Origin of the sequence: Robiginitalea myxolifaciens (assembly GCF_900115205.1) — a bacterium.
In the GTDB taxonomy this organism is placed as follows: domain Bacteria; phylum Bacteroidota; class Bacteroidia; order Flavobacteriales; family Flavobacteriaceae; genus Robiginitalea; species Robiginitalea myxolifaciens.
This window is the reverse complement of record NZ_FOYQ01000001.1, coordinates 1140204-1164523: the sequence shown is the minus strand read 5'-3', so window position 1 is coordinate 1164523 and position 24320 is coordinate 1140204. Positions and strand designations below refer to the sequence as shown.

General features: G+C 49.9%; 23 protein-coding genes. 14 read left to right on the top strand and 9 right to left on the bottom strand.

All coding sequences use genetic code 11. The features are described 5' to 3' along the window. The 3 genes from BM318_RS05170 to BM318_RS05160 form a co-directional block, all read right to left on the bottom strand. Nucleotides 1–1227, bottom strand: a complete 1227-nt coding sequence (locus BM318_RS05170) for a hypothetical protein (protein WP_092981204.1) — start codon at nucleotides 1225–1227, stop codon at nucleotides 1–3. 28 nt (nucleotides 1228–1255) lie between these two features. Beyond that, the gene (locus tag BM318_RS05165; RefSeq protein ID WP_143099922.1) at nucleotides 1256–2752 is read right to left on the bottom strand and encodes a hypothetical protein; all 1497 of its coding nucleotides are present in this window, start codon (nucleotides 2750–2752) and stop codon (nucleotides 1256–1258) included. 69 nt (nucleotides 2753–2821) lie between these two features. Next, a complete protein-coding gene (locus BM318_RS05160) occupies nucleotides 2822–3742 on the bottom strand; it encodes a M23 family metallopeptidase (protein WP_092981200.1) in 921 nt (306 codons plus the stop codon). Nucleotides 3743–3897: 155 nt separating this feature from the next. On the opposite strand from BM318_RS05160, the gene BM318_RS05155 reads away from it, so the two are divergent. Next, nucleotides 3898–4935: an acyl-ACP desaturase gene (locus tag BM318_RS05155; RefSeq protein WP_245759742.1), complete on the top strand. Its 1038-nt coding sequence runs from the start codon at nucleotides 3898–3900 to the stop codon at nucleotides 4933–4935. A gap of 40 nt (nucleotides 4936–4975) precedes the next feature. Here BM318_RS05155 and BM318_RS05150 read toward each other — a convergent pair whose 3' ends face one another. Both BM318_RS05150 and BM318_RS05145 read right to left on the bottom strand, forming a co-directional pair. Beyond that, nucleotides 4976–5563, bottom strand: coding sequence for a hypothetical protein (locus BM318_RS05150; protein WP_245759741.1), 588 nt, complete (start codon nucleotides 5561–5563; stop codon nucleotides 4976–4978). A 165-nt stretch (nucleotides 5564–5728) separates the two neighbouring features. Continuing rightward, nucleotides 5729–6007 carry an addiction module antidote protein gene (locus BM318_RS05145; protein WP_092981197.1) on the bottom strand — a complete coding sequence of 93 codons (279 nt, stop codon included), beginning with the start codon at nucleotides 6005–6007 and terminating at the stop codon, nucleotides 5729–5731. Between the two features lie 227 nt (nucleotides 6008–6234). Between BM318_RS05145 and BM318_RS05140 the strand changes: the two genes are divergently transcribed. Further along, nucleotides 6235–7062 carry a carboxypeptidase-like regulatory domain-containing protein gene (locus tag BM318_RS05140; RefSeq protein ID WP_092981195.1) on the top strand — a complete coding sequence of 276 codons (828 nt, stop codon included), beginning with the start codon at nucleotides 6235–6237 and terminating at the stop codon, nucleotides 7060–7062. 50 nt (nucleotides 7063–7112) lie between these two features. Next, nucleotides 7113–8381: a glycosyltransferase gene (locus BM318_RS05135; protein WP_092981193.1), complete on the top strand. Its 1269-nt coding sequence runs from the start codon at nucleotides 7113–7115 to the stop codon at nucleotides 8379–8381. 4 nt (nucleotides 8382–8385) lie between these two features. Here the strand turns inward: BM318_RS05135 and BM318_RS05130 are convergent, their stop codons facing one another. Then, the gene (locus BM318_RS05130; RefSeq protein WP_092981192.1) at nucleotides 8386–10104 is read right to left on the bottom strand and encodes a serine hydrolase domain-containing protein; all 1719 of its coding nucleotides are present in this window, start codon (nucleotides 10102–10104) and stop codon (nucleotides 8386–8388) included. Nucleotides 10105–10256: 152 nt separating this feature from the next. Here BM318_RS05130 and BM318_RS05125 point away from each other — a divergent pair, with 152 nt between their 5' ends. From BM318_RS05125 to BM318_RS05115, 3 genes are read left to right on the top strand one after another with little or no spacing between them, the layout of a single operon-like run. Continuing rightward, nucleotides 10257–10829 (top strand): hypothetical protein, encoded by a 573-nt coding sequence (locus BM318_RS05125; protein ID WP_092981190.1) that lies wholly within the window; start codon nucleotides 10257–10259, stop codon nucleotides 10827–10829. A 48-nt stretch (nucleotides 10830–10877) separates the two neighbouring features. Next, nucleotides 10878–11624 carry a hypothetical protein gene (locus BM318_RS05120; protein ID WP_092981189.1) on the top strand — a complete coding sequence of 249 codons (747 nt, stop codon included), beginning with the start codon at nucleotides 10878–10880 and terminating at the stop codon, nucleotides 11622–11624. A 3-nt stretch (nucleotides 11625–11627) separates the two neighbouring features. Beyond that, the gene (locus BM318_RS05115) at nucleotides 11628–12854 is read left to right on the top strand and encodes an FAD-dependent oxidoreductase (protein WP_092981187.1); all 1227 of its coding nucleotides are present in this window, start codon (nucleotides 11628–11630) and stop codon (nucleotides 12852–12854) included. Here BM318_RS05115 and BM318_RS05110 read toward each other — a convergent pair. Next, nucleotides 12835–14223, bottom strand: a complete 1389-nt coding sequence (locus BM318_RS05110; protein ID WP_092981186.1) for an MATE family efflux transporter — start codon at nucleotides 14221–14223, stop codon at nucleotides 12835–12837. The two genes, BM318_RS05115 and BM318_RS05110, sit on opposite strands and share 20 nt — an antisense overlap. A gap of 25 nt (nucleotides 14224–14248) precedes the next feature. Next, nucleotides 14249–15280, bottom strand: coding sequence for a ferrochelatase (hemH, locus tag BM318_RS05105; protein ID WP_092981184.1), 1032 nt, complete (start codon nucleotides 15278–15280; stop codon nucleotides 14249–14251). Nucleotides 15281–15475: 195 nt separating this feature from the next. On the opposite strand from hemH, the gene BM318_RS05100 reads away from it, so the two are divergent. Together BM318_RS05100 and BM318_RS05095 are read left to right on the top strand one after the other, a co-directional pair. After that, nucleotides 15476–16531: a mechanosensitive ion channel family protein gene (locus tag BM318_RS05100; protein WP_092981183.1), complete on the top strand. Its 1056-nt coding sequence runs from the start codon at nucleotides 15476–15478 to the stop codon at nucleotides 16529–16531. A 69-nt stretch (nucleotides 16532–16600) separates the two neighbouring features. Next, nucleotides 16601–17446 carry an N-acetylmuramoyl-L-alanine amidase-like domain-containing protein gene (locus BM318_RS05095; RefSeq protein ID WP_092981181.1) on the top strand — a complete coding sequence of 282 codons (846 nt, stop codon included), beginning with the start codon at nucleotides 16601–16603 and terminating at the stop codon, nucleotides 17444–17446. A 3-nt stretch (nucleotides 17447–17449) separates the two neighbouring features. On the opposite strand, the gene BM318_RS05090 is transcribed toward BM318_RS05095, so the two are convergent. After that, entirely contained in the window at nucleotides 17450–18358 is a 909-nt protein-coding gene (locus tag BM318_RS05090; protein WP_092981178.1) for a helix-turn-helix transcriptional regulator, read from the bottom strand. 193 nt (nucleotides 18359–18551) lie between these two features. Here BM318_RS05090 and hemA point away from each other — a divergent pair, with 193 nt between their 5' ends. The 6 genes from hemA to BM318_RS05060 all read left to right on the top strand — a co-directional run bounded on the left by hemA (nucleotide 18552) and on the right by BM318_RS05060 (nucleotide 24307). Then, a complete protein-coding gene (hemA, locus tag BM318_RS05085) occupies nucleotides 18552–19832 on the top strand; it encodes a glutamyl-tRNA reductase (RefSeq protein ID WP_092981175.1) in 1281 nt (426 codons plus the stop codon). Continuing rightward, nucleotides 19829–20800, top strand: coding sequence for a hydroxymethylbilane synthase (gene hemC, locus BM318_RS05080; protein ID WP_092981172.1), 972 nt, complete (start codon nucleotides 19829–19831; stop codon nucleotides 20798–20800). Before hemA ends, hemC begins: the two co-directional genes overlap by 4 nt. Continuing rightward, nucleotides 20797–21486, top strand: coding sequence for a uroporphyrinogen-III synthase (locus BM318_RS05075; protein ID WP_092981171.1), 690 nt, complete (start codon nucleotides 20797–20799; stop codon nucleotides 21484–21486). The genes hemC and BM318_RS05075 overlap by 4 nt, the downstream gene beginning before the upstream one ends. Beyond that, entirely contained in the window at nucleotides 21483–22514 is a 1032-nt protein-coding gene (gene hemE, locus BM318_RS05070; RefSeq protein ID WP_092981169.1) for a uroporphyrinogen decarboxylase, read from the top strand. The genes BM318_RS05075 and hemE overlap by 4 nt, the downstream gene beginning before the upstream one ends. Nucleotides 22515–22531: 17 nt before the next feature. Next, entirely contained in the window at nucleotides 22532–23434 is a 903-nt protein-coding gene (gene hemF / locus BM318_RS05065) for an oxygen-dependent coproporphyrinogen oxidase (protein WP_092982078.1), read from the top strand. 78 nt (nucleotides 23435–23512) lie between these two features. Then, on the top strand, nucleotides 23513–24307 hold the full coding sequence (locus BM318_RS05060) for a PhzF family phenazine biosynthesis protein (protein ID WP_092981167.1): 795 nt from the start codon (nucleotides 23513–23515) through the stop codon (nucleotides 24305–24307). The last annotated feature ends 13 nt before the right edge of the window (nucleotides 24308–24320 follow it).

Below are 24320 nucleotides of genomic sequence, written 5' to 3'. Positions count from 1 at the left end.
CTAGTTACCGCTAAAATCCACAAGTATTGCACCGGGAACCGGGTCTATATAGTAGGCCAGGTACTCGGCGGCATCGAAATTGGTAAAGAGAATTCCTCCTGTAAAATTTTGGCACCCGCAAGGGTCTTCTGTCAATTGAAAACCAAGTACCAAATCCTCGCTCACCGGATCAAATTGTGAGGTAGTAAAAGAGAATCCCAGCGGGATATTTCCATTTTGCTCAAAGTAGTCGTCCTGAAAGGCGGTTAAAAGTGCACCTAAATCGGCAACCTCAAAGGTGTCGTCCGAAAAATCAAATTTCCCGGGCAGCAGGGCAAAGGGACCGGGACCCGCTCCGGGCACATCATAATAAAAGGTATCTTGATTCCATTGTCCACTGAGGAAGGGCCCATTCGGCGGAAAAAAGGAAGTAGGTGTTCGAGGAGTAAGGATTTCTAGCGTAGCCAGGTTCCGAACTTCATATTCCACCTCAGTATTCGTTATTACATAGATGAGATATAGTTCATCGCCATTAATCGCCAGGGCATCGAAATCGTCGGAAACTGCCAGGGTATCATAAGTCTCCAGGGTATTCAGGTCCACAAAATAGAGCAGTCGTTCCCCGTCCGGAAAAATAAAAGGGAGCTGCCCGTTGTCCACAATCATCACATTTTCGTTTATTCGAAAACGGTAGAACTGGTTATACTCGGGAAATTCTAAGGTAGTACAGCTATTCTCTTGCCGGGAAAAAACATCTATCCGGGCATTGCCCATGCCACCAAAGAATAAATGACCGGTAAATTGGGCCGAAGATGAAAATGCGGCACCGGCGTCAAAAGATTCGGACGAACAGTACGGCTGGATTACTTCATTGACATCCGTAGCCGTATTTCTAAAAGAAATTCTTCCGGGAGTCCGCGTTCTGGCAAAACTGTATTCCGGAGGGAAGAGCGAAAAATTCCCCGTAAATCCATCCGGGCCGAGTTGTAATTCGGAATTGATATCCACCGTTTGCACGAATTCACCATTCCGATCGAATTGCTGTTCGGTTTCCGCACCGCGATCAAAGTTTATCACCGTCACCTCATAGGGATAGAGAAATTCCTCTGGCTCGGGCGGCGTTTCACCATCCGGATTATCCGGGTTTTCATTAGGTGGATTCGGATTTCCCTCGGGTTCTGGTTCCGGACTGTCGGAAGAACAGGATGCAACAAGGACGCACAGGAGGAATAACCTGAGAAACTTCATAGCCTGATTTTAATGATGCCAGAGTTTATTATTCGGCAAAGAAATATCGTGTAATATTATCGAAATTAAATGCATAATCGACATATAATTCGTCACGATTCTCACGGATTGTTTGCCAAGTAACTGGATTAAATTCAGAGTCAGTTTGCCAAAATCGTTGCTCCTGTGAAACAAGTTCATAATTTCCAAATACGATTGGATTACTTGAAGCAGATTGGCCAACTTGGGTCATAGACTTTTGTTGTAAATAAGTCATAAAGTTTCGGAGTTCTTTCACATCTAATGACTGAATATTGTCTACTTTGCCGCTAAGTCTGTTCCTAAAGAATAGGCCAATTGTGTTCGGCTGGTCCGTTTCCATGCGAACCCGCTGATTATTCATCCCAATGAAATATATTTCTGGTAGATAGTCTTTTTCACGCATTAGAAGGTGATCTACAGTTAGAACTTCATCGTCATAGTATACAACGTCGTCATCCCATTCGTAGAACGTTTTTGCACCTCCTGTATTCTTTACATGCCGATATACATACTTATATAATATTGGTACTTTAACTTCTTTCGTATATGTTGGAAAGATATCTTCCTGATTATATCTGTATTTAGGTAAAAGCACTTCAATTCGACCTACCTTCTGTCCATTCCCATTTGGTTTGTCAAACCCCTCTAACTGAAAGAATGGTTCCGTTTGGAGACTGTCAAAACGGACTTCCACATCTAGAATAATATTTCCGGCAAGATCAATGTCTCGAATACCTTCTTGTTCAAGGACCAAACTGTCATTGTTGATTCTACCATTTAATGCTAAAAATCTATATCCCAACTTTTGAACTTCTGAAACACTGTTACCTCCTGTAACCGCTGCCGTAGGTGTAACGACGGCAGTTACTCCATTGGTAGCCGAGTCTGATTCCGAAGCGGTTGTAAAAGAATTACTGCTCGTCCGTGATCCTCCCAATCCCCCGGTCAAACTTATTGATTCGTTAAAGGTCACATCACCAATGTTCACTGTTCCATATTCAGTTTCAAATTTGTTCCACTTTGTGAAATGTATTCCAGAGCTATCACTTCTGATATTAATTTTGAGGTATTCAATTCTATCAGCTAACGAGAATCCTTTTCCAAGCGAACCGTATCGACGATTTTTGGCTACAGACAAGACAATTCTCAAATTTTGTGTGCTGTAGTCGGTGACAAGATTATTCTTTGTTTTAAAAAACTCATTACCCAAGGATTTAACAAATACCTCATTGGAATCATATCGCTGACTTAGAACCTCTATAAGTTTAGCTTCACCTTCACCATCTAAATCCCAAAGAGTTTTACGTCTATCAATTGGTTTATCAGGTTTGATTCGCGTTGTAAAGACCGAAATATCAACTAAGGGTACGCGAGTATCCGTAATCTCTTGGTAAGAAACCGATCTATATCGCTTGACAGTGGTGTCCTGGAATAGTCTTCCAATAAAACAGCCGGAGAATAGCAATGGCATGCAGCATACCAGTACTGGTCGAAGTAATTTCATTTTAGGTAAGTGGTTGGTTTAAGCTGTAATGTAATAAAAAGCTTACAATTTCTAATCTAATACTTGAAATCAGTACCCCATCACATCCCCCCGCACTGGCGTTTTTTTACCGAAGCGCATGGGTACGGGAATCATGGTGGAGTCTTTGGCCATACGGGCGGCCTGAAAGTGGAGGTGCGGTTCCTGGGAGAAGCCAGAATTCCCTACGCGGCCCAGTAAATCGCCTACTGTGATGTATTGGCCTTCTTCCACCACAATGCTATTGTTTTGCAGGTGGACCAGGGTTATGATCAGCCCCTGACAGTTCAGGACCACATAGTTCCCCATTCCATCCTCCGGTCCAACATCCATGCTGGCGCCTTCATTGTCTGGCACCCCGGATTTCACCTCAATTACCCGCCCGCTACAGGGGGCATAAACGGGTTCCCCGAAAATGTAATGCTCGGCATTGGCGGTTCCCCACAAGGTGGAAGTGGCCATGCCAAAATCTCCCAGCTTATTGACATCGAGTGCATACCATTGGGCAGTGGTTGAAGTCCCGTAATGGTTGTTAATAGTCCGGTTAGATCCCCCCAGACTTATGAAATAAGAACCATCTTTCAGGGGGAAAACAAGGGCTGTGCCTTCCTCTGGATAACTTCGTCCTTGAATCAGCTGATCTACTAAAAGGGCAAAAAGCAAGGCCAATACGGCTGCGATTCCTGCACGTAGCCACCGCCAAAAACCGATGGGCCAGGTTGCTTTGATTTTGGGAATGCGTCGATATCCCTTCCACAGTACAGCGAGTGCTATTGCCAGCACCACGTATTTATAAGTCAGGCTCAAGGCCAAAGGCCATTGCCCCCAGAAATACAGGAAAGTCAATACTAAGAGGTAGAGGGCGGTATTGCTGATCAGCGCAAACCAGGACTTGGGCCGGATCCGCAATGCGGCCATCAAGATAATGAGCGGCAAGCCCAGGTGAATAAAAAGGAATAGAAATCGCTCCATTTTTGCGGGGGTTTGTAATAAAGAGCACAACAACGGGTGGCTGTTACAGTATATCCCTTCCTTGCCGTGGCTTGCGGGAGCTGTTGGGCGTCCCACTTTTATGTTGGATTTGGCATTAAGCCGGAGGTAATTCCCGAACTTTGAAAAAAAGCAACATGGAGAAGCAGCAAGAGCAGATGAAGTCGCAAGGACAGCCACGAAAAGTCGAAAAGAACATTCGCCTGGAGGTTATGGAGGCCATTGAGCCTAAGGTGGCGGGTTACATGGAGGATTTCCTGATTCCCATTGAGGATATTTGGCAGCCTACCGATTTATTACCGGATTCCCAGAGCGAAGGATTCCTGGACGCGGTGGAAGAACTTCGGGGGAATTCAGCCGAGCTCGGGTACGACTTCTGGGTAACCCTGGTGGCCGATACCATAACTGAGGAAGCCCTGCCCACCTATGAATCCTGGCTTATGGATGTAGAAGGGATCAGCCAGCAGGACACCCCCAATAGCTGGTCGCGTTGGGTACGCGCCTGGACGGCAGAAGAGAACCGACACGGAGACGTGCTTAACAAATTCCTCTATCTATCGGGGCGCGTGAACATGCGGGAAGTAGAAATTTCCACCCAGCATCTGATCAGCGATGGTTTCGATATCGGAACCGATCGCGATCCCTACAAGAATTTTGTCTATACCACCTTTCAGGAATTGGCTACCAATATTTCCCACAAACGCGTAGGGCAAATGGCTAGTAAAAAGGGGAATACCTTGCTGGGGAAAATGTGTAAAATCATTGCCGGGGACGAAATGCGACACCACCTGGCGTATCGGGAATTCGTAAAGGTAATCTCCGAGCACGATCCCAGCGGCATGGTGCTTGCCTTTGCCGACATGATGAAGAAAAAGATTGTGATGCCTGCCCATTTTCTGCGGGAATCAGGAGGAAGTATTGGAAAGGCCTTTGAAAATTTTTCCAACTGCGCCCAACGTCTTGGCGTTTACACGGCTCAGGATTATATCGAGATCCTGAAAAAATTGAATGCCTATTGGGCCATTGATAATTTACGTGCTTTGTCGGATGAAGCTGAGCGGGCCCGGGACTATTTAATGAAACTCCCGGCACGCCTGGAACGCATTTCCGAGCGCATGGCCATCCCAACGGACGACTACCGATTTGCCTGGGTAACGCCGAACGGGAGGCTTTAGGGCTTAGCGTAACTCGCTGCAAGAAGCTTGCAAGCCAGAACTAACGGGCCATTCCGCAATGCTCCAGATAAAACTCATACACTTCCATCGGATGGGTCAAAGCCTTAGATTCTATGGCTTCCACCAGTGCTGGACAATCCTGGAAATATTCCGCTAGCCGTTTCCGCTTGAGTCCAAAAATTCCCTGGGTAACGCGTACCATTTCCCAACTGCCTTCCCGATGGATCAGGGGGAAAGCGTCCAGGTAATCGTCGTCGTCTTCGAACTCGCAACGATAATAGGTAAGGGGGCCATCGCGCCGAACTAACTGAAGGAAAACCTTTGGGGCTCCGGGTTGTAGGTAATAGCGAAACCTAAAGAATTCTGAATCCTCCCGCAGCGAAACCGATTCGTAATGTCGATCACCAATGCCGTAACCGGCGATCTGGTCGGCGCTCAATTTGCGCTTACCTCGACGTCCCTCTTCCCGGAAACGAATCCGTTCATAAATATCCACGAAGGGCTCATTGCTGCGATCTTTGACCTGACCATACAACGTGTCGCCCTGCACGGTTATGATGTAGCCTGGAATGTAGCCGCGTCGTTGTGCGGGCACGGACCAGAATCCGAGTAGAAGGACTAGCGTCAATCCTATTTTCCAGGGGTAAGCAAATAGTTGTCGAGAAGTAAATCGGTCAACTGAAGTCATGGTGTTGGTTTTGTCGGAATAGCACAAATTCTTTGCCAGAAGGCCCTCGCCTCGGATTATCCGGTTGGTTTTTCGATGAATGGCAGGGGTTTTGCGCCAGGGGTTTTAGACGTCCAATGGAATTGCGTCTGACTCTACGATGCATCTTACCCCGAGTGCGGTCAAAATCTTCACTATTGTGCGAAATTCAGGATTCGCCCCAGGTTTCAGCGCTTTGTAAAGACTTGTCCGACTCAAACCAGTTTTCTCGGAGATCTCCGTCATCCCTTTCATGCGTGATAATTTACCCAAGGCTTCAATGAATTCATCTTTGCTATCCGATCGCAGCGCAAGGTTCAGGTAAAAGGCAAACAACTCTGAGCTGCCGGGAAAGTTTACTTCCATATGCAATTCGCTTATCTAGTGTCCTTTTTTTTCAAAATGGAACTGTATCCTACAGGATACACCCCATTTTTTAATAAACTCACATGGGGGAATAAACTTCCTCCTGCCGGAAGGGTCAATTGTCGATCCTAGCCGGAAACAGCAGTTTACCTCCTAAATGTAGACGTACACTAATTGTAGCTTTTCAAAGGCGATAAGGTTGCCTTATTTCACTGAAAATTCCAACCATGTCGTACCAAATAAAGATTGCCGAGCCCTGTTCCGAAGACTGGAACCAGATGACGCCGACCCAACAGGGAGCTTTTTGCGCTTCTTGTAAAAAAGAGGTGGTCGATTTTACCGGAATGTCCAATCGGGAGCTCGCCCGCCGAATTAACGAAGCTGAAAAAGACAAGCAGGGGGAAGGCCTTTGCGGTCGATTCCGTTCCTCCCAACTGGATACCCCCTTGCCCCGGATCGAAGCCAATCGCTGGCGTCAAAACGCCATAGCTGCCGGCTTTACCGCGGTAATGGGGTTTAGCGGTTCGTTAAAGGCGCAGGAAAGTCTTCCGAAGGTTACTACGGAAATTCAACCGGTATGCGATGTCGAGGATACGGAGATCAAAACCCCCTTCGATCAGGCCGAAGTAACCGAAACAGAGGAACTCCAAGGGGTCTTGGGAGGCGTAGTCATTGGAGGTGCCCAAGCCGTAGGTGTAGACATAACCACTGCAGAAATCCGGGGAGTAGTGTTGGATCAGGATCAACAACCCCTTCCTGGGGCCCGGGTTACCATTGTCGGGACAGATTTATTAGCCCACACCAATTTTGACGGGGAGTATGTGCTCAGGGTATCCCCACGTTTGCGCACAGACGACATGTGGTTAGAAATCTCATATATCGGATTTGTTTCCAAAACAGTACTGCTTTCCAAATCCCAAAGTGCATCCGAGATCATGCTTGTTGAATTGGAGGAGGACTTTATGGGCGAAATGGTCGTTGTCGGAGGAGCCAGTTTTGGCCGTCCCAGCATTTTCCGCCGAATCGGCAACCTGTTTCGACGCAGGGCGTATTAAGTCCGATACCTCCGCCTGCCTTTGGCGCCACATTTCGTACCTTCCTTAGCATGAAGATCCTCTTGGCTTCTTTGGGAACGCGGGGCGACATGGAGCCGTTCCTGGCGGTGGCTAATTTGCTTAAGACTGCCGGGCATGAAACCATTTGCCTTTTCCCGGAACAATTCCGGGAACTGGCGGAAGGCGACGGGCACCAATTCGAAACCCTGGGCCCGGAATTCATGGAATTGCTGGAGAGCCCCATCGGGCGGATTGCTATGGGAGGAAGTGGCACCACCTGGCAAAAGATTCGATCCTACGCCAAGCTCGCACACCTGTTCGCGCCTTTGCGCAAACAACTTACCCAAAGACAATTCGAATGCCTCCAACGCGTGCAACCCGACCGCCTGGTATTTCATGCAAAGATCATTTCGGGCTTTGTCTGGGGGAAGGAAAATCCAGGGCGGGCCACCTTGCTCAGCCCCGTGCCTTACATCCTGCATCCAACTGAGGAGCTAAGCCATATCGCCTTCAACAAGGATTGGGGACCGTGGTGGAATAGGGCGTCGTACAAGCTGGCCAATTTGGGGCTAATCTATTCGATTAAGTACGACGCAAAACATGTAGCCGATTACAAGAAACTCAGTACGCGTTGGATAAAATCGGCACTCAAATTACAGCCGACGATTTACTCGGTTTCCCCCAGTCTTTTTAATCGTCCCGGGTACTGGCCCGATCACGTTCAGGTGCTTGGATTCCAGGAGCGGAATCAACGTTCTGCCTGGACGCCGGAGCCAGCCTTGCAGGAATTCTTGGAGCGCCACAAAAAGATCCTCTTTGTTACTTTCGGAAGCATGGTTAATCCCGATGCTGAAGGAAAAACCAAGCAGATTTTAGCGACACTTGAGGAACTGAGAATACCTGCCATCTTAAATACGGCCGGTGGGGGATTGGTTATCCCTGAAAACTACAATCGGGAAGCCTTCCTTTTTGTGCGGACTATTCCTTACGATTGGATATTGCCCAAAGTATATGCGGTTGTGCATCACGGTGGCTCGGGAACCACACATCAGGGATTACGACATGGTTGCGCTACATTAATAATTCCCCACATCATTGATCAGTTTATGTGGAACCGGGTGGTGGAAAGACTCGGGGCAGGGCCGCGAGGTCCGGGAATTACCAAGTTGAATAAATCCCGGCTTTCCCCCTTGCTAAAATCACTTTGGACAGACCCGACTTACAAAACCAAAGCCGAAGCGCTTGCGAGTAAAATGGCTACGGAAGACCATTCCCAGGAAATCGTAGCGCGGATTTTAAAACCGGAGACCAGCCCGTGAATTCTTAGTCCAGCTTTTCAAATTTCAGGTCGGTTACCCGTCCGGTACTCACCAACATGCCGCTTACTTTCCCGTTTGCGTCGCGTACGAAATGCGCGCTGGTATATCCGATGTTCACATCGTCCTTGCGGGTGTAGTTTACCGGAACGTCAGGAAGGCGATTATGCCGCGCAATCAAACGCTCATCGTCCAGAAGTAGGGTGTAATACACATCGAGCTCCGGACTATAATACTTTCCGGTATATTCTTGATACACTTCCGGGCTACCTTCCACATAATCAAAGGCTTCCATGACCGTTTCCCCGGTATCATCTTTGAAGATCAGGGCTTCCTTACCCTTGTGTTTTCCAAATTCCACGACAATGTCCCCAGGTACTTCCAACATTTTGAATTCGTTTTTGCTAATGGGCAACAATTCGTTCTCCGGCCCATTGGTTCTCGAATAAACCAGACGGTTCTCACGTCGATAAATCTTGCGATAGGTACGCCCACCTTCGTACCAGTAGTATCCGGCAAAGGCTTCTAATTCATCCTCTGAAAGCTCATAGGCAGTTACCTCTTCCGAAGTAGTTTCCGCTTCGGCTTCCAGTTCACTTTCCAGAACGTCTTCCAGGAAAATATCGACTACCCCATAGGCCAAAGCTCCAGGATTCGCCTGCGCCCGATTCGAGGCAACGGCAACGGCAAAGTCCTGGTCGGGAAAACGCACCAGATACGATCGGTAACCCGCGTCGGCGCCCCCATGCTGGATTTCCTTCAGGCCTTTGTACTCACCTACGAACTGTCCGTAAGCCCCACCAAAAGTTTCCCCATCGTTGAGCACGGCCAGGGTATTCATTTGGGCAACTATTTTCTGATCCCGCTCAGTTTGTGGATTGTTCAGATGAGCCGCCCACTTCATTAAATCCTCGGCTGTGGTAAAGAGGCTGGTAGCGCCTGCATTCGCATAATTCAGCACAGACTTGCGATACGCCAGGCCAGACTGATAATAGGAATAGGCCCGGTTTGGCACCACCTTTTCATGATCGTCGTAGAATTGTGTTTTATACATCTTTAAAGGACGGAACATTTCGTCCTTACAAAAATCTGCAAAGGTTTTCCCGCTAATGCGCGCCACAGTTTCCGCCAGCAGGGTAAAGCCGGTGTTGCAATAGGTGTATTGCGATCCCGGTTCAAAGTTGAGGTCTTGTTGCCGGCTTACCAGCTTCAGGATATTGGGTACGGTAATAACATCGTCCATTCGCCATCCGGCCAGTTGTAACAGGCTCCATTGATCACGCATTCCACTCGTATGCGTAGCCAGGTGGCGGAGCGTTATGGGTGTGCCGAAATCCGGCACCTCCGGAATGTGCTTTTGGATGGGGTCATCGAGGCTCAATTTTCCTTCCGCCTCCAAAAGCATAATCGCATAAACCGTGAACTGCTTGGATACGGATGCGACATGAAAAATGGTTTTATCCGGAGTAATGGGGATATCATATTCCAGGTTAGCGCTCCCGTAACCCTTGCTAAAGACCACGGAATCCCCTTGTAAAACCGCTACCGCAGCTCCCGGGATTTTTTCGTTCCCGTACTCCGAGAAAACGGCATCGACGCGGGATTCCAGGTCGGAGTTGGCATCCTGTGCCTGAGCGGTGCCTGCAAATAGCAAGCAGCACAGCAAAGGGAGAATTGGAAATCGGGAAGTACGCGGCAGTGAATTTTGCCGATGAAAATGGAACATGACGGATCAGTTTATTGATTAATACACCTACAAAGTATTACTAATTTAATTTTCAGGCAATTCCCCCAGTATATCTGCGTTTTATCGAAGGCCATTAGGGTTTGCCCCACGACAGGCGTTTTAATAAGGTAACTTTAAAATATTCCCCTGACATGAGAATCCCAACTACTCGCAACTTTATCGTAGCCCTGTCTGCTTCCTTTTTATTTTTCAGCACCCAGGCCACGGCCCAGGAGTGTGCCCTTTTCAAGAGTGAGATTACCGATGTCCGCCAATTCGAAGATCAGGTGGTCCAACTCACAGACTCCCTTAAAGTCTATGCTGACCAGGCGGCCTATGCCGCACGGCTCAGTCAGGCCCGGGGCGATTCCAAAAAGGTTCAGTTTCTGGCAGGTCAGGCACTTGCCGCCGCTATGGAAGCTGTTGAGTTTGCGGAAGAGGCGCATTATCACGGTCGGGTATGCGGGATTGATGCAGTGGTTTCCTATACCACCGAAGCCTCGGAACTTTCCATTGATGTCCGGGACCTGGTCGAGGACTCCTATAACAATGCCAAATTAGCCAGCACTGCCGGTCAGTTGGGCGATGTACATTATTACATGCGTCGCTCCCTGAATTCCGCTCGCGAAGCCAATCAGCTTGCTCAAAAAGTGGTATATGCCGCATGGGATGCCCACGGCAGCTGTACCCACACCGACTCTGGATATATGGGGAAAGGGAAATAGCGTCTATTTACAATAATCATTATCTTAAGGGAGCCTAAACTCCCTGCTATGCCGCGGATAAGACTTGCACTCGCCCTTGCCCTATTTGCTCTTTCCATAAGTAGTCTTATTGCCCAGGATCAGCAATCCCCGGGCGACGCCTGGATGGAAGCGTATACCCAGAACCCGGACCAGCTCCAACAACAGTATTTCCCTGCGGCTATCCGCATGTTTCTCAACGGCACTTATGTCCAGGGGGCCTATACCCTGGGGGTTATATGGCAGCAATCAGACTGGAAGCTGCAAGAGCGTATGGTCCTGCATCAGGCGCAGCCGCACGTGGAGGATTATTTGTATGAAATCGCGGAGTATTCCAGTAGTTCCGGGACTAAAATTGCAGAGCTCTGTATCTGGAATCTGAAAGATGAGAAACCCCTTAAGGAATTCGAGTTCATTGTCCCGATTTCGGGTACCTTACCCAAGGCGGAAGTCCTGGATCCGTACCGGGAGAAGTGGATGGAATTGTGCAATGCCCATAAGGTAAGTGAGCTGGTCAATACCCTGTACGCGCCACAAACACTCTACTATAATCACAGGCCCATGGTCAAAGGGCGCAAAGCCCTGATCCCGGTCTACGGGTATATGGAATCCCCGCAGTATTCACTCCAGCTAACACCGCTTGCCGTGGTCCCGGTGCGCTCCGATCTGATCCTGGAGTTGGGGCAGTGTTCGGGCTCCTACCCCGGAAAGTACATGCTGGTGTGGCAATGCAATGAAAAAGGTACCTGGGAAATAATCCTTGATTCCAATATTTAATTTATGGAGGATGTAAAGATCTATGTTATTGGCGCTGGCATTAGTGGATTGGTGGCCGCAAAGACGCTTTCCGAAAACGGCTACCACCCTGTAATCATTGAGGCTACAGCGGGTCCAGGAGGAAGGGTTAAGACAGACCGGGAAGGCGGATCGGCTTTTGATCACGGCTTTCAGGTGCTCCTGACGGCCTACCCCCAGGCGCAAAAACACCTGGATTACTCGGAACTGGAACTGCGCCGGTTTAAGCCCGGGGCAATGATTTTCGAAAACGGGAACTCGTGCCGGATTGGGGACCCGTTGCGCGACCTGAGCAGCTTGTTGCCTACGCTGAAAGCACCGGTAGGTTCCTGGTCTGATAAGTGGAAGATCTTTCGACTGTCGTCCCAACTCAAGAAGAAATCCATTGAGGAAATTTTTGAATCTGATGAAAAAACGACGCTGCAATACCTGAAGGACTTTGGCTTTTCGGATGAAATTATCCGGCAGTTTTTCCGTCCGTTTTTTACCGGGATTTTCCTGGAGGGGGAACTCCGGACTTCCTCCCGCATGTTCGAATTTACCTTTAAGATGTTTAGTGAAGGAGCGGCCGCCATCCCGGCAATGGGGATCGGGGATATTTCCCTCCAACTCGCTTCCCAGGCCAAGCAATGCAGCTTCCGGTATATGGAATCTGTTGAACAAATCACCAGGGATCACCTGGTGCTGGCGCACGGCGATCCCTTGCCCTACGATGGAATCATAAGTACCATTCCCCTCAACCCGAAAAATGGCAAACCGGATCTGGGACAGGTGCAGTGGAAGCGCTGCGACAATCTCTACTTCACGACCAAATCCCAGGCGATTCCCCACGGGGTAATTGGCCTGGTCGCTGACGAATCGGCCCTGGTTAATAACTTGTACTACAATTTTTCTCAGTGTAAGTCTGGCGCCTGGCTTTTATCGGTTACCGTGGTTGGAAACCATGGTCTGGATACCGCAACCCTGGAACAGCGGGTGCGGGAGGAACTGCAGCAACACTGCGGCATTGAGGCTATTGATTTAGTGCGCCATTATCCGATTGAGAAGGCGCTGCCTGATCTTGAAAACCTGCAATACCATTGGAATGCCGACCACAATCGAATTTTGGAGCGGGTTTTTACGGCCGGGGATTACCGGGTAAACGGTTCCCTGAATGCCGCGATGGCCTCCGGAGAAGCAGCTGCTTTGGCCCTTATGCAGCAACTCGGTTGAGGTCCCGGTCGATTTCCCTTTTTAAGTAAATGCCGGTAACGATAGTAGCGAGTACATCGGCTATAGCGAAGGAGCTCCATACCCCGATTTCCCCGAAAAAGTAAGGGAGGGTCAGGATTAGTGGAATAAAGAAAAACCCCTGACGGGTCAGGGTCAGCAGCAAGGCCGGGATGGCTTTCCCGATAGCCTGGAAGTAGGCGGCACCGATAAGTTGTAGGGCAATGATTGGCGTCGCTGCAAAAACCCAGCGCATGGCGGCAGGAGTGTGCTCCAGCACAAAGGTATTGGTCTCGATTTCTGTGGCCGACATCCCCTCGCGACTGCTGAGGAAGAGCCCGGCGATTTCGGCCGGGAATATCATTAAAACAACAAATACCAGGGTGGCGACCAGGGCGGCATATTTGATCGCTGTGTATATGGATTCCTTAACCCGGGCATATTTTTCCGCACCGTAGTTGAAGCCGGCAATGGGCAAAAACCCCTGGGTTACCCCAAAGACCGGGAAGAGGGCAAACATGAGCATGCGTCCGATAATCGCATAGACGGCGACCATGGCTTCGCCCCCGAGATCAAAGAGGATGTTGTTCATCAGCAGGTAGGTGATCGAGGTAACCGCCTGCCGCGACAGGGTCACAAAACCGAGCGATCCGATTTCCCGCAGGATTCCCCCATTGAGCCCAAAGTGGGGCCAGCTGATTTTGAGTTCCGAATTTTTCGAGAGGAAGAACCAGAAAATGTATCCGAAACAGAGCAGGTAACCGGCCGTGGTGGCCCAGGCGGCTCCGTGCATCCCCCAATCGAAAACATAAATAAAGAGGTAGTCCAGGACCAGGTTTCCGACGGATGGAATGATCATAGCAATCATGGCAAAACGGGGCTTGCCTTCTGCCCGGATCACGGTGTTTCCCATCATACAAAGCGCCAGGAAGGGGACCCCGTAGAGGACAATGGTATAGTAGATCTTGGCCGGTTCAAAGATCTCACCCTTCCCCCCGAAGGCCGGGATCAGGGAGTCCACAAAGTAGAGTCCCAGGCCCACCATGGCCACCGTAATCAGGATGGTAAGGGTAATCTGGTTCCCGAATGTCTTCAGGGCTTTGTTCTTGTTCTCCGCCCCGAGTGCCCGGGAAATTATACTGCTTCCCCCGATCCCGATAGCCATCCCCAGGGCGGCGATAAAAAAGGAGACGGGAAGCACCACATTGATGGCGGCGATAGCGATGGAACCAATCCAGTTCCCTACAAATATCGTATCGACCAGGATGTTCAGGCTCATCACCAGGATCCCGATAGACGCGGGAACCGCCTGCTTGATGAGCAAACGGCCTATGGGCTCAGAGCCGAGTTGATCTGATCGTACGTTGGCCATGTTTTAGAATTAACTGGGATATCCCTTATACCGGAAGGGCTTCCGTTTCTGCCCAGGTGTTGATCCATTTTGCCATTAGGGCTACCCAATCTTCCCGATCGTTCAGGCAGGGAATATGGATGTAATCCGTACCGCCGGCTTCCAGGAATTCCTCCTTACCTTCCATTGCGATCTCCTCCAGGGTCTCCAAACAATCACTGACAAAAGCGGGGGTGATTACGGCCAGGCGTTTCTTGCCTTCCTCGGCCAGGCGTTTGAATTCATAATCGGTGTACGGCTTGAGCCAGGGATCCCCGGCCAAACGACTTTGGAAGGAGGAACTTACCTTATCCTCGGGCAGGTTCAGTTCTTTTTTGACCAGCTCCGTGGTATCGTAGACCTGGTGGCGGTAGCAGGTATTGTGGGCTACCGAATTGACCTTACAGCATTGCCCGTCGATTTTGCAATGGAATCGCGTTGGGTCGGATTTGCGAATATGCCGTTCCGGAATCCCGTGGTAGGAAAACAGGATATGATCGTATTCAAAATCCTTCAGACCTTCGGCAATGGATTCGCTTAAGACCTTGATATATTCGGGGTTCTTGTAAAAAGCCGGCAGGGTGATAATCTCCATTTCCGGGAATTTTGCAGCGCCTACCTCCAGGGCTTTGACCACTACGGTCTCGTAAGAACTCATGGCGTAATGCGGGTAGAGCGGTACGAGCAGTACCTCGGTAACGCCTTGTGACTTTAGGCTTTCCAACCCTTCTTCAATACTCCCCGAGCCGTAGCGCATCCCCAGCGCAACCGGAAGTTTGGTCCCTTCCTGGACCTTATCGCGAAAACGTTCAGAAAGCACAATCAGGGGCGAACCCTCATCCCACCAGATTTTGGCGTAAGCCTTGGCAGACTTCTTGGGCCGGGTTTGCAAAATAATTCCCCGGACGAGCAAATTCCGAAGCCACTTGGGGGCATCGATCACGCGTTCATCCATAAGGAATTCGTCCAGATAGGGTCGGACATCTTTAGGCGTTGGGCTGTCCGGAGAACCCAGGTTGACCAGAAGGACACCTTTCATAAGCAAAACAGCTTTGGGTCGGGTTGTTAAAGGCTTGTCTTAAAGACGCACAAAAATAAGCTTTCTGGGGCAGTTCCGGGAAGCCCTTGGCCCCGGAATTGTCAATAGGGAGATAGGGATTTTCAATTTGACCGCAAAGGCTGTGGATTTCGGTGAATTTTTGCCTAGTTTCAAGCAAAATTCTACCCCTGCGCCATGCTGCAAAAAATACTTCAGGACGAGACCCAAAGTGCTTTGCTCTATCTGAGCCTGGCTTTGTTGGGGATGGTGGTCCTGTATATCATCGTTGACCGGACCTTGCGCGCAATGGGGAAGAATCCGAAATACCTCTTGCCCAAGGGAACTATCAGAAGGGTGGCCCGGCCGCTGATATTGATCCTTTTTTCGCTGCTGCTCCGCATGGAAGCGCTGCGATCCCTCCTCGGCTTGGAAGACTATGCCTGGTATTTCAGAAAAGCGGGGACCCTCCTGTTTATTTTCGCCTTCACCTGGTTGGTGATCCGTGCCCTGCGCGTGGTGAAGAAAGTAGTCATTGCACAGTACGATGTAGGGGATAGCGATAATTTAAAGGCGCGCAAAATCTACACCCAGTTTACCATCCTGGAGCGGATTGTCATTTTTATCATCATTATCCTGGCCCTGGGCCTTGCCTTGATGAGTTTTGAGGGTATCCGGCGGGTGGGAATCAGTGTTTTTGCCTCTGCAGGGGTAGCCGGGATCATCATCGGCTTTTCCGCCCAGAAACTTATAGCAACGATTCTCGCGGGGATCCAGATTGCGATTACGCAACCCATCCGCCTGGACGACGTCGTTATAGTAGAGGGGGAATGGGGAAGGATTGAAGAAATTACCCTGACCTATGTTACCATAGCTATCTGGGATAAGCGGCGACTGGTTGTACCGACAACCTATTTCATTGAGAAGCCATTCCAGAACTGGACCAAAACCACTTCGGATATCCTGGGGACGGTTTTTATCTATACCGATTACACCGTTCCGGTAGATGCCATCCGGAAGGAGCTCGACAAGATTGTTAAACAAACCGAGCTTTGGGACGGGCAGGTAGCCAATGTCCAGGTTACCAATGTTACGGCAGCGGGAGTAGAAGTGCGCGCCCTGGTCAGTGCTTCCGATGCGGGCCGGGCCTGGGATCTGCGGGTATTGACCCGGGAAAAACTCATTGATTTCCTCCAGCGGGAGTATCCCGAAAGCCTGGCGCGAACACGGGTACTGCTCCAGGGGGAAACCTAACGATAAGATAACGCGGGAATGGAAACTTAACCGGTCTTTAAAACGTACTTATATAAAACACCTACTCCAATGCGCCCCGTATTTGCCTTCGTTATCGCCTTATTTGTTTCCACAAGCTTTTTGGCCCAGGAGAATTCCCCGGCTTATCAGCCGCTCGATCTCGCCATCTTTGATTCCCTGAAAGGGAGCCTGGAGGAAGGCGAATGGGAAGAAACCGGAGTGGGAATTATTGCGGCCGGAAAAGCCATGCTCGGCACGCCTTATGTGGCCCAGACGCTGGAAGTGGGAGATCGGGAACCGCTGGTGGTAAATTTCAGGGGGATGGACTGCACCACCTTTGTGGAAAATGCGCTGGTACTCGGGCACCTGAGCAAGGAGAAATCCCTGAATTGGAAACGGTACCTGCGTACCCTGGAAGAGGTGCGTTACCGGGAAGGAAAACGGGAAGGTTATGCATCGCGCCTGCATTATTTTACGGAATGGATCCGGGATAACAGCGCAAAAGGCTACGTAAAAGATATCACCGAGGAGTTGAGTGGGGTAACCCTTTACAAGGAGATCAATTTCATGGGAACCCATCGTAAGAGCTACCCTTTCCTGGCCGATGAGGCCCATTTTGATGCGATAGTTAAGATAGAAAAGCAGATTTCCAAAGCTCCGCTTTGCATACTGCCGAGAGACGATGTTGCCAGCCAGGAAGCGAAAATGCGGGATGGGGATATCATAGCCCTGGCTACCGATATCGATGGCCTGGATGTAACCCATACCGGTCTGGCCATTCGAATGGATACGGGACGCATCCATTTACTCCATGCTTCGACCAGCGGACAGGTCATGATCACCTCAGAGCCCCTGGCCGACTACCTGAAAGGGGTGCGGCGTAATGTGGGAATTGTTGTTGCCCGTCCGCAATAGGAATCAGGCACCCTGTTGGGCAAGGGCCATCAGGTATTTTTTTGGTGTGGTGTGGTACTTCTTCTTGAAGGCCGAAATAAAGTGGCTCGCCGTACTGTAGCCAATTTTGAGACCTACCTCATTCACATTGAATTTTCCACTTTCCAGCATTTTACGTGCACTCTCCATTTTGTAATCAAAAAGGTAGCTGTAGACCGAATCCCCGTAGATCTGGCGGAAGCCTTCCTTTAGTTTTTTCAAGGGGAGTCCTATTTCCTGCGACAGCTCGGCCAGGGTAGGGGGCTCTGCCATCCGTTGGATAATGATCTCCTTGGCGCGACGGATTTTACCCAGGTTCTCTTCGTCGACCAGGAAGGGGCACTGCTCGGCCTGGGCATCGGCGTTGCGGTTGAAATAAAGGGAGAGCAGTTCGTATGTCTTGGCCCGGATATACAACTCCCGCACCGAAGGGTGCATGTGTTCGTTCCACAATTGGCTGAGTACCACGGAAAGTGCGGCTCCTATGGGGTGCTGTTGGTAGTAACGCTTCTCCTTGTATTCCTCCTTGAGAAATGGGATACTATCGGCCTCGTTGGTAAAGAGGCTGTGGAATCGGCGAATACTCATAACCAGGCTAAAAACGCGGGCCCCCGGGGAAAGCTCCATTTTCAGCGGGAGGTTGTGCTGGGGATTGTAGAGGATCAGCGACTGTTCTTCCGGCAAATCAAGGATATAGCTGTCATTGTTGTAAAAAAGCCGGGCGCGACCTTTCAATCCAAAATGGAACTGCAGGTACCCGGTTTCGATTTCACGCTGCAACAGGGCGGGTTGCTGCTGCTCATTCTCTCCCCTAAGCAAATAAACTTCAGCTTCGATGGGCAGCATACGCAGCGAACCGCTGGCGACATTTTTAAGCGTCTCTTTCGTGGACATAATTAGGGAGAACTATTTAGAGTTGTTCTAAATTATTCAAAGAATTATCGAGTTGATGACCCCAAAATTAAGGATTTTCCCCATTTTAGCCATGTAGGGTCCAATTTTAGACCTGGTTCGGTACTTATAGAACCGCTAGCGTTATTTTTGCCAAGTCCGAACGACTATTTTTGCAACGTTTGCGCAAACAGGGATGAAGAAATATCATATTTCCAGACATCACCGATTCATTACTATTGGCCTGAACTTCGAAAAGGCCGATGCCGAGACACGCGGACGCTTTGCGTTGAGCCAGGCGGCTATCGATGAATTATTAGAGCAGGCCCGGGAGGAAGGAATCGACGGCTTACTGGTTTGCAGCACCTGCAACCGTACGGAGCTTCATGGTTTTGCAGCTTCCCCGGAGCACTTGATTCGATTGCTGTGTACCCATAGCCACGGCACCGAGGAGGTTTTTGAATCCATTGGATATGTTTACGAGAATACCGAAGCCATAGCGCATTTATTTCGCGTCGGTTCAGGTTTGGATAGTCAGATTCTTGGAGATTTCGAGATCATTAGTCAGCTAAAGAAGTCCTTTATCGCCTCCAAGGCGGCGGGTATTGCCAATCCATTTTTGGAGCGGCTGTTGAATGCCGTGATCCAGGCGAGCAAACGCGTTAAAAACGAAACACGGATATCCAGTGGGGCTACATCAGTAGCTTTCGCCGCGGTCCAATACCTTATGGCGCGGGTCCCGGATATTGGCAACAAGCGAATCCTGCTTTTTGGCCTGGGAAAAATAGGTCGAAACACCTGCGAGAACCTCGTAAAACATACCGGACATTCCCGAATTACCCTCATTAACCGAACCTTGCAAAATGCAGAATCTATCGGTGGGCGCTTTGATCTGCTGGTACGACCCTTAGACGCTTTGCAGGAGGAAGTGGGGCGTTCCGATGTCATCATCGTTGCCACCGGTTCTCCAACCCCGACCCTGACCCCCGAACAATTCGGCGGGACGGCAGAAAGCGAGCAAGCTGAGGTGCGCAAGCGCTGGATTTTGGATTTGAGTATCCCAATGAACGTGGATCCAGCCATTTCAGATATCGATGGAGTAACCCGGGTTCACCTGGATCAACTGTCCCAGATTACAGACCAGACCATCTTGGAACGCCGCAAGGACATCCCTAAGGCGGAAGCCATTATCGAGGAGGTAAAAGCCGAGTTCGGCGCCTGGCTGGAAAGTCGTCGCTTTGCTCCCGTCATTAAGGCCCTGAATCAAAAACTAAAACACCTGCGGGACGAGGAAATAGATTTCCAGTCGCGCAAGTTCTCCGATTTCCACCACGAGCAGGCCGAAGCAGTGGCCGACCGCATCATCCACAAAATCACCAGGCAGTTTGCCAATCACCTGAAAGACGATGGCAGCGATACGGATGAAAGCCTCGAATGGATCCGCAAAGTTTTTCAACTGGAAAGCGACAATTCATGAGCCGTCTGCTCAAAATCGGGACCCGGGATAGTGCCCTGGCCCTATGGCAAGCGCGAAAAGTGCAGGAGGAATTAAAGCAGCACGGCTACCCTTCTGAATTGGTCCCGGTAAAGTCTACCGGCGACCTTATCCTGGATAAGCCCCTTTACGAACTTGGAATAACCGGGATATTTACCAAAACCCTGGATGTGGCCCTTTTAGCCGGCCAAATAGATCTGGCGGTACATTCCCTGAAAGACGTTCCCACTGCCTTACCCAAGGGAATAATTCAAGCTGCCGTTCTACCGCGAGGGACAATCGAAGACGTTTTGGTGCGAAAGAATACTCCCGGAAACCAGCGCCATGGAGTGGTGGCAACCGGGAGCCTGCGACGGAAAGCACAGTGGTTGCGGAAGTACCCCGGAGACCGCATTGAAAATCTCAGGGGGAATGTTCAAACCAGACTTCAAAAATTGGAAGACTCGGCCTGGGATGGGGCCATCTTTGCTGCTGCCGGGCTGGAGCGTCTCGAGATTAAACCCGAACACCTCGAAGTATTGGACTGGATGTTGCCGGCACCTGCCCAAGGTGCCTTAATGGTTGCCGTTCGGGAAGATGCCCCCCAGGTATTTGAACAGGTAAGGAATTTGAACCATTTACCTTCCGAGTTGTGCGTAGGTATTGAAAGGTATTTTTTGCGAGGCCTCGAAGGAGGATGTACTGCGCCTATCGGTGCGTTGGCCCGAATTAAGAAAAATGAGATACTCTTTACGGGAGGTGTTTTCTCGTTAGATGGCCGCGACGTAAGCACTATAGAGGAACGTTCCTTAATACCCGAAGATATTCTTACAGGGGTTGGTCCGCTCGAAGAATATTCGCAGCAAGTGCAGGCCTATGCAAAGATCCTTGGAGAACAATATGCCCGAACTACACTAGAGGCTGGAGGAGCGGCTATAATGGAAACCCTGCGAAACGCCCTGGATCAATGATCGAAAACCCGAAGGTCCTTTCCACCCGCAAATTGAATGTGGAGCAGCAAAACATGCTGGGAGCGTCTTTGGATTTCCACCAGTACGATGCTATTTCCATAGAATTGCTGCCCGCGGAAGGGAAGATCCCGGCGGGATATACCCCAATATTTACAAGTCAGAATGCTGTGCGTGCGTGCGATGTGCTGCTTCGCGACCATGCAATAGAGGCTTGTTGTGTTGGATCAAAAACCCAGGGGTTACTCGGGGAGTATTCGGTTAGAATTCTGGCTGTTGCCGATAAGGCGGCGGACCTTGCTCAGATTCTGGCTAGCGAATATCCCGAGCGTCATTTTATTCATTATTGCGGGAACCGAAGACTAGGGGAATTATCCCGGATTCTCAAGGAGCACAATATTGAATTCCAGGAGGAAGTAGTCTATCGTACACACCTCAAGCGCTGGTCATTAGGTCAGGATTTTGACATTGTTTTGTTTTATAGCCCCAGTGGTGTGGAAAGTTTTTATTCCAGCAGAATAGGCAATCAAAACACTAAGGACTCCGATGGAGATTCGGCACTACTTGCCATTTGCATAGGCCCTACTACGGCTAAGGCCGCACAGCAATATACCGAACGTATTATTATAGCCCGGGAACCCACTGTGGAAAGTGTCCTCGAGGCGTTAAACGAACATATAAATTCATGAGTAAACCTAAGAATGATCTATTTCTGCGTGCTTTGGCAGGCGAATCGGTAGAACGACCACCGGTCTGGATGATGCGTCAGGCCGGGCGCTATTTGCCAGAGTTCATGGAGATCAAAGCGAAGTACGACTTCTTTACCCGATGCCAAACCCCTGAGTTGGCCTCGGAGATTACCGTGCAACCCATTCGCCGGTTTGGGATGGATGCGGCAATCCTCTTCAGCGATATCCTGGTGGTGCCACAAGCCATGAATATTGAAGTGCAGATGAAACAGGGGGTAGGCCCCTGGCTCCCCGATCCGATCAAAAATGCAGGAGACCTGGATCGCGTGATAGTCCCAGATGTACACGAAAGCCTGGGCTATGTGATGGATGCCATAGACATGACCCTGGAAAAATTGGAAGGCGAAGTACCCCTTATCGGATTTGCCGGATCGCCCTGGACGATATTTTGTTATTGTGTACAGGGGCAGGGGAGCAAGAGCTTTGATCAGGCTAAGGCCCTGTGTTTTTCCCAGCCGGAAGTCGCCCACGAGCTATTATCCCGGATAACAAAAACAACCATTGCTTATCTGAAGGCGAAAGTGGCTGCCGGGGTACACACCGTACAGCTATTCGATTCCTGGGGTGGCATGCTCAGTCCGGAAGATTATCAGGAGTTTTCCTGGAAATACCTGCAGGAGATCGTCACTGCCCTGAAAGAGGAAGCTCCGGTAATCGTTTTTGGTAAGGGATGCTGGTTTGCACTCGATACAATGGCTGGCAGCGGCGCATCTGCCCTTGGGGTAGATTGGACGCTTAACCCACAGAAGGCACGGGAGCTTTCCGGAGGACTAATTACCCTGCAAGGAAATTTCGATCCGGCACGCTTACTTTCACCTCCGGCAGTGATTCGCGAAAAAGTACATGAAATGATCCGCGGTTTTGGTAAGGATCGCTACATCGCCAACCTGGGTCACGGGATTTTGCCCAATGTACCGGTTGCCCATGCAGAGGCCTTTATCCGGGCGGTTCAGGAATATTCGGAATAATGGGAACGGAAACATCCATAAAACAACGTTTCTACGACTATATCTGCGACCTTCAGGACCGTATTACCACGGCTTTAGAAGCTGAGGACGGTAAAGCGGCTTTCCGGGAAGATTTGTGGGAGCGACCCGGCGGTGGAGGTGGCAGAACCCGGGTTTTGGAATCTGGGGCCGTTTTTGAAAAAGGCGGCGTGAATGTTTCCGCTGTGCACGGAGCACTTCCTGAAAGTATGCGCAATTACTTTGGGGTAAACCAGGCCGATTTTTATGCCTGTGGGATTAGTCTGGTAATACACCCTGTAAATCCTATGGTTCCAACGGTGCATGCCAACTGGCGTTATTTTGAAATGTACGATGCGGCAGGGAACATCGCGCAACAATGGTTCGGGGGAGGGCAGGACTTAACCCCATATTATCTTTTTGAGGAGGACGCCGAGCATTTCCACCAGATTTGTAAGGCGGCCTGTGACCGGCATGGCAGTGAACTGTACCCAAAGTTTAAAGCGGAATGCGATAGCTATTTTCACAATGCCCACAGGGGAGAAGCCCGGGGGATTGGCGGGTTGTTTTTCGACAGGTTGCGGCCTGATGATTCGCGTTCTGAAACCGATTGGTATGAATTTGTTACTGAAATAGGTGATTCATTCCTGGAGGCCTATTTGCCTATAGTCCAGCGGCGTAAGGATATGGCATATGGTGAGTCAGAGCGAACCTGGCAGGAAATACGCCGCGGGAGATATGTAGAGTTTAATTTGGTTCATGATAAAGGGACCTTATTTGGTCTCAAAACACAGGGGCGTATTGAAAGTATTTTGATGAGCCTTCCCCCTAAGGTGCAATGGGCCTATGACCATCAACCGGCAGCAGGTTCCCCTGAGGAAAAATTGCTGGAGGTCCTTAAAAATCCAAGGGGCTGGGTCTGAAGCCCTAATGACTTTGCTACCTGATTGTTTCAAGGTGGAGATGTACTATTTTTACATGCGTAAACAATAGATCAATTAATGGGACAAACGCTTAGTATTTATCAGGTCGATGCCTTTGCTTCGGCTCCCTTCACCGGTAACCCGGCAGCCGTATGTGTTCTGGACTCCTGGTTAGATGATAAAATGATGCAACAAATTGCTGCTGAAAACAACCTGGCAGAAACCGCATTTGTAGTTCCTTACCAGGCAGGCTATCAAATACGCTGGTTTACTCCGGCAGTTGAAGTTGCCCTTTGCGGACATGCCACGCTGGCCACGGCTTATGTCTTATTTACCACGAAACACCAGGACGATTATTCCCTGGTATTTTACAGTCGGGAACGGGGAACCCTGACCGTAGACCGTGAAGAAGATTGGCTGGTACTGGATTTTCCATCCGATGAGCCGCATCCCATAAAAATGCCCAAAGGACTGGGTGAAGTTATTGGTAAGGAACCCCTTGAATGCTATATGGGGACAACGGATTACCTATTGATTTATAAAGACCAGCGCACGATAGACGCCCTGGATCCCAAGCATTTCCTCCTCAGGGATTATAAAGTTCGCGGGATCATTGTTTCTGCGCCGGGCAATGAGGTAGATTTTGTTTCCCGTTTTTTTGCTCCCGGATCCGGGATAGACGAAGATCCCGTGACTGGCTCTGCACATACCATACTTATTCCCTATTGGTCCAAGCGGTTGGGCAAGAAGTCCCTGTTGGCCCAACAGCGTTCAGCGCGGAGAGGTATGTTGCGCTGTGAGGATCATGGACCCCGCGTTCGCATCGGAGGGCAAGCGGCCCTATATATGAAGGGAGAAATATATATCCCTTAACGCAATACGATCA

Bases quoted from the DNA above. Each gene is read 5' to 3' on its own strand.
- BM318_RS05165 (WP_143099922.1), bottom strand. From the start codon at position 2,752: ATGAAATTACTTCGACCAGTACTGGTATGCTGCATGCCATTGCTATTC.
- BM318_RS05170 (WP_092981204.1), bottom strand. From the start codon at position 1,227: ATGAAGTTTCTCAGGTTATTCCTCCTGTGCGTCCTTGTTGCATCCTGT.
- BM318_RS05115 (WP_092981187.1), top strand. From the start codon at position 11,628: ATGGAGGATGTAAAGATCTATGTTATTGGCGCTGGCATTAGTGGATTG.
- hemH (WP_092981184.1), bottom strand. From the start codon at position 15,280: ATGAAAGGTGTCCTTCTGGTCAACCTGGGTTCTCCGGACAGCCCAACG.
- BM318_RS05075 (WP_092981171.1), top strand. From the start codon at position 20,797: ATGATCGAAAACCCGAAGGTCCTTTCCACCCGCAAATTGAATGTGGAG.
- hemC (WP_092981172.1), top strand. From the start codon at position 19,829: ATGAGCCGTCTGCTCAAAATCGGGACCCGGGATAGTGCCCTGGCCCTA.
- BM318_RS05130 (WP_092981192.1), bottom strand. From the start codon at position 10,104: ATGTTCCATTTTCATCGGCAAAATTCACTGCCGCGTACTTCCCGATTT.
- BM318_RS05145 (WP_092981197.1), bottom strand. From the start codon at position 6,007: ATGGAAGTAAACTTTCCCGGCAGCTCAGAGTTGTTTGCCTTTTACCTG.
- BM318_RS05060 (WP_092981167.1), top strand. From the start codon at position 23,513: ATGGGACAAACGCTTAGTATTTATCAGGTCGATGCCTTTGCTTCGGCT.
- hemA (WP_092981175.1), top strand. From the start codon at position 18,552: ATGAAGAAATATCATATTTCCAGACATCACCGATTCATTACTATTGGC.
- BM318_RS05100 (WP_092981183.1), top strand. From the start codon at position 15,476: ATGCTGCAAAAAATACTTCAGGACGAGACCCAAAGTGCTTTGCTCTAT.
- BM318_RS05125 (WP_092981190.1), top strand. From the start codon at position 10,257: ATGAGAATCCCAACTACTCGCAACTTTATCGTAGCCCTGTCTGCTTCC.
- BM318_RS05120 (WP_092981189.1), top strand. From the start codon at position 10,878: ATGCCGCGGATAAGACTTGCACTCGCCCTTGCCCTATTTGCTCTTTCC.
- BM318_RS05110 (WP_092981186.1), bottom strand. From the start codon at position 14,223: ATGGCCAACGTACGATCAGATCAACTCGGCTCTGAGCCCATAGGCCGT.
- BM318_RS05090 (WP_092981178.1), bottom strand. From the start codon at position 18,358: ATGTCCACGAAAGAGACGCTTAAAAATGTCGCCAGCGGTTCGCTGCGT.
- hemE (WP_092981169.1), top strand. From the start codon at position 21,483: ATGAGTAAACCTAAGAATGATCTATTTCTGCGTGCTTTGGCAGGCGAA.
- BM318_RS05155 (WP_245759742.1), top strand. From the start codon at position 3,898: ATGGAGAAGCAGCAAGAGCAGATGAAGTCGCAAGGACAGCCACGAAAA.
- BM318_RS05135 (WP_092981193.1), top strand. From the start codon at position 7,113: ATGAAGATCCTCTTGGCTTCTTTGGGAACGCGGGGCGACATGGAGCCG.
- BM318_RS05095 (WP_092981181.1), top strand. From the start codon at position 16,601: ATGCGCCCCGTATTTGCCTTCGTTATCGCCTTATTTGTTTCCACAAGC.
- BM318_RS05140 (WP_092981195.1), top strand. From the start codon at position 6,235: ATGTCGTACCAAATAAAGATTGCCGAGCCCTGTTCCGAAGACTGGAAC.
- BM318_RS05160 (WP_092981200.1), bottom strand. From the start codon at position 3,742: ATGGAGCGATTTCTATTCCTTTTTATTCACCTGGGCTTGCCGCTCATT.